The organism is Moorena sp. SIO3I6 (assembly GCF_010672095.1).
In genome coordinates this window covers 1-3428 of record NZ_JAAHHU010000452.1, presented here as the reverse complement: position 1 = coordinate 3428, position 3428 = coordinate 1, and the positions used below count along the sequence as shown (strand labels likewise).

At 45.3% G+C, this 3428-nt stretch carries 9 protein-coding genes; 6 read left to right on the top strand and 3 right to left on the bottom strand.

What is annotated here, in order from left to right; genetic code table 11:
- On the top strand, positions 1-158 hold a 158-nt coding region (locus F6K49_RS53805; RefSeq protein ID WP_366514278.1), incomplete at its 5' end, for an anacyclamide/piricyclamide family prenylated cyclic peptide.
- Between the two features lie 78 nt (positions 159-236).
- Here the strand turns inward: F6K49_RS53805 and F6K49_RS37780 are convergent.
- Positions 237-545 (bottom strand): hypothetical protein, encoded by a 309-nt coding sequence (locus F6K49_RS37780; protein ID WP_293105331.1) that lies wholly within the window; start codon positions 543-545, stop codon positions 237-239.
- Positions 546-567: 22 nt separating this feature from the next.
- On the opposite strand from F6K49_RS37780, the gene F6K49_RS37775 reads away from it, so the two are divergent.
- Entirely contained in the window at positions 568-699 is a 132-nt protein-coding gene (locus F6K49_RS37775) for a hypothetical protein (protein WP_293105329.1), read from the top strand.
- Positions 700-921: 222 nt separating this feature from the next.
- On the opposite strand, the gene F6K49_RS37770 is transcribed toward F6K49_RS37775, so the two are convergent.
- Entirely contained in the window at positions 922-1080 is a 159-nt protein-coding gene (locus tag F6K49_RS37770) for a hypothetical protein (RefSeq protein WP_293105327.1), read from the bottom strand.
- A gap of 109 nt (positions 1081-1189) precedes the next feature.
- Between F6K49_RS37770 and F6K49_RS37765 the strand changes: the two genes are divergently transcribed.
- The 4 genes from F6K49_RS37765 to F6K49_RS37750 all read left to right on the top strand — a co-directional run bounded on the left by F6K49_RS37765 (position 1190) and on the right by F6K49_RS37750 (position 2843).
- Positions 1190-1519 (top strand): DUF2281 domain-containing protein, encoded by a 330-nt coding sequence (locus F6K49_RS37765; protein WP_293067469.1) that lies wholly within the window; start codon positions 1190-1192, stop codon positions 1517-1519.
- Positions 1520-1541: 22 nt separating this feature from the next.
- Positions 1542-1751 carry a hypothetical protein gene (locus F6K49_RS37760; RefSeq protein ID WP_293105322.1) on the top strand — a complete coding sequence of 70 codons (210 nt, stop codon included), beginning with the start codon at positions 1542-1544 and terminating at the stop codon, positions 1749-1751.
- A 229-nt stretch (positions 1752-1980) separates the two neighbouring features.
- Entirely contained in the window at positions 1981-2229 is a 249-nt protein-coding gene (locus F6K49_RS37755) for a hypothetical protein (RefSeq protein ID WP_293067473.1), read from the top strand.
- Positions 2230-2378: 149 nt separating this feature from the next.
- On the top strand, positions 2379-2843 hold the full coding sequence (locus F6K49_RS37750; RefSeq protein WP_293074830.1) for a DUF29 domain-containing protein: 465 nt from the start codon (positions 2379-2381) through the stop codon (positions 2841-2843).
- A 195-nt stretch (positions 2844-3038) separates the two neighbouring features.
- Here F6K49_RS37750 and F6K49_RS37745 read toward each other — a convergent pair whose 3' ends face one another.
- Complete coding sequence (locus F6K49_RS37745) at positions 3039-3218, bottom strand: hypothetical protein (protein WP_293074827.1); 180 nt, start codon at positions 3216-3218, stop codon at positions 3039-3041.
- Positions 3219-3428: the final 210 nt, after the last annotated feature.

Below are 3428 nucleotides of genomic sequence, written 5' to 3'. Positions count from 1 at the left end.
TCAAGAAAAAACTTACCCCCAAGCAGACTGCTCCTGTTTCTCGTAACGGGGTGGCAAGGCAAAATGAGGAGTCAGTCTCCGAGTCTCTCTCCCAGTACTGTGTGGCCCAGATTTCTAATGGCTATTTAATTCCTTTTGCAGGGGACGACGCGGAGTAGTCCCCTTAATATACAACGATCTGATCAAAACGTCAAAACCCCTTTTTGCTCTCGGATGGCGCACGATTTGCGCGGGATTTATTTCCGAGCTACCTGTGCTACTAACTCGTTTTCGGTTACCTGGCACGGGGGGCGTGCTTGGCGGGCAGAAGTCCTGCCAGAAGGTTGAGTGGCACTCGAAACGGAGGGCTGACGGTCGAGAAGCTTGCTGCCCCAGTGGCATTGTGGAGCAGGCTTCTTTTTGGGTTTATATCTTTCTTTGGCAGAAGCCTTTAGATGAGGGAAGGCATGAATATTAGTGGGGTGGGTATCTTTCCTGCCGCGAATAATTGATAACCGGCAAGATGCAGCTTCCAAGGCAGGAAACAGGCAAGATGCCTGTTCCACAATAAGATGCCGGTTCCACCCATTGGGTCAAACAGCTTTAATTGAGATGGATCCTGAAAATGGAAGCGATCGCATAAGCGCGGAAGCTGAGGCCGTAGGCCACGCTTTGCGTTCGCGTAGCGTCGGCTTTGCCGAAACGCTTCATCGCGTCTGAAGCATGGTTTACAGATAGAGTAAAAAATAGAGTAAAATAATACTTCCGCGCCCCTTGGTGGGCCGTGGCTGATCAGCTCTTCACCCTTGGTTGCCAATTCCCTGGCTTGCCACTGCCCACCCTAGGATTCTTGAGTGGAAGCGATCGCATTTGCCAATCCTGGACAGATAGACTAAAAACAATACTTCCGCGCCCCTTGGTGGGCCGTGGCTGATCATATATTCACGGCTGTTTACCAATTCCCTGGCTTGCCACTGCCCACCCTAGGATTCTTGAGTGGAAGCGATCGCATTTGCCAATCCTGGACAGATAGACTAAAAATAATACTTCCGCGCCCCTTGGTGGGCCGTGGCTGATCAGCTCTTCACCCTTGGTTGCCAATTCCCTGGCTTGCCACTGCCCACCCTAGGATTCTTGAGTGGAAGCGATCGCATCTACCAATGCTTTACAGATAGACTAAAAATAATACTTCCGCGCCCCTTGGTGGGCAGTGGCTGATCAGCTCTTCACCCTTGGTTGCCAATTCCCTTGCTTGCCACTGCCCACCCTACGATTAATCTCCCGATTCCCGATTCCCGATTCCCGACTCCCTACGTTACTGGTTAAAATAAACGTTATGAATACTGAGTTAGCCTTATGGAAAGTCGTTATTAGTCTGCCTGAACATCTCAAGACGGAACTATTGCATTATGCAGACTATTTACGAGAAAACTATCTAAATAATACACAATCTGATCACGAAAAGATAGAAACGGCTCACGGTTATGGGAGTTGGGCAGTTCAAATCATTATGTCAGATGATTTTGATGAACCATTATAAGATTTGGCGGAATATATGTAATATGAAAGCTCTTCTCGATACTCATGCTTTTCTTTGGTATTTACTAGGTGATACCCGTTTAGCGATTAAAGCTAAGAGTATTATTGATACCAAAGCTCACACTACACATTCTAATCAAACTCCCCATCACCCCATCTCCCCATCTCCCCATCTCCCCGACTCCCGATTCCCGATTCCCGACTCCCGATTACCCTTTTTGTTGAGCAACTAACTTAAAAGTTTCAACAATTTCTGTAATGATAGCAATCTGTTTTGGACTTAGACCACTCACATCGATTACTTTATTTTCCATCACAAGTTTACTCGTTCGTTTACGTAATAGTATTTTGATAGCAAAGGGAACAGGTAACAGCGGATCTGGGAACACCTAGGACTTTGTACCTCACCACATTGAAAACCGCTATACTAATATAGTATCAATGTAAATACTAAACTAGTTTATGTTAACCCTTGATCAAATTGAAACAGCTATTCGACAATTACCAAACAGCGAGATTCGAGAGCTGGCAGCCCGCTTACAGAAATATTTAGATGATTTAGATCATAAGTGGGACCAGCAGCTAGAATCTGACCTAAGCTCTGGAAAGCTAGACAGCCTGATGAAGCGAGCAGAAGCAGATATTGCTACCAATCAAGTTAAGGAGCTTAATGAAATCCTTTACGACAGGTGCGACCCGTGGCGAATTTAATTCTTAATGGTAAGAGCGCACCTAACCTGATTTTTGGCGAACTTACGCCATACTTCCCACCTCAGTTAAGGAGCAAGCACGAAAAGCTTACCAAAATCTGGCAGCAAAATCCCTTTCATCCATTAATTTAATTGCGGCTCTTAAAGCTCATGAAAATATCAACAGCGCCAAATACCTCAAGGTTATACGATCACGATTATCAGCTTTGGCTAGAGGCAACTATAAAACAACTGCGATCGGGAGATTTTACCCATGTTGATTGGGAAAATTTATTGGATGAATTGGAAAGTATAGTAAAACAGAACAGGAGAGCAGTTAAAAATCTCTTAATTCGACTTTGGGAACATTTACTTAAACTTAAGTATTGGGAATCTGAAAGAGCATACAACGCTAATAAATGGAAAGCCGAAATTACAACATTTCGTCAACAGATTCGAGATGAATTGTTAGATAGTCCTAGCTTAAAGCCTTATTTGTCTGAAATCTTTGCCAACACTTACCTAGATGCCAAGAAAGTGATGGGAAGTTTAATGGATAAACCGATTGCTTTTTTCCCAGAAGACCCTCCCGCATCTTTAGCAGAAGTTTTGAAGGAAAATTGGTTTTTCGACTAACCCCGGGAGTCGGGAGCGGTGCGACCCGTGGCGAATTTAATTACGGGTCAAGCGCACCGAGGGAGTCGGGAATCGGGAGTCGGGGAAAGAGTTACCATCGAGGAATACTACTTTTTTAGGCCGCCATCGCCTATATTTGTAAGCCTATAGCCAAGTTAATAAAGAGTTACCGATTCCACAGATACTACAGTTAGCCTAGAAGTAGAACGCGATCGCGTGACTCGCATCTGAAGCATGGTTTACAGATAGACTACAAAAAAAAGCTCTGGCTGGTGGGCAGTGGCTGATGATATATTCACGGCTCTGGCTAATTCCGTTGCTAGCCACTGCCCACCCTACGATTATCCCTATCTCCCTATCTCCCCATCTCCCCATCTCCCCATCTCCCCATCACCCCATCTCCCCATCTCCCCATCTCCCCACTCCCCACGTAACAAAACTTATGAAAAAACCTATTGACACAGGCACAGCCAACTCAATAAGCTAAACCACAGAAAGTTTAATTCTATGGAGATGAAACCATGCCCAAGAAAAAACTCCTACCCAAACAGACTGCTCCTGTTTCTCGTAACGGGGTAGCAAGGC

What these genes read in the sequence shown, in the direction of transcription:
- F6K49_RS37760 (WP_293105322.1), top strand. Translation starts at nt 1,542, where the DNA reads ATGAAAGCTCTTCTCGATACTCATGCTTTTCTTTGGTATTTACTAGGT.
- F6K49_RS37745 (WP_293074827.1), bottom strand. Translation starts at nt 3,218, where the DNA reads ATGGGGAGATGGGGAGATAGGGAGATAGGGATAATCGTAGGGTGGGCA.
- F6K49_RS37755 (WP_293067473.1), top strand. Translation starts at nt 1,981, where the DNA reads ATGTTAACCCTTGATCAAATTGAAACAGCTATTCGACAATTACCAAAC.
- F6K49_RS37750 (WP_293074830.1), top strand. Translation starts at nt 2,379, where the DNA reads ATGAAAATATCAACAGCGCCAAATACCTCAAGGTTATACGATCACGAT.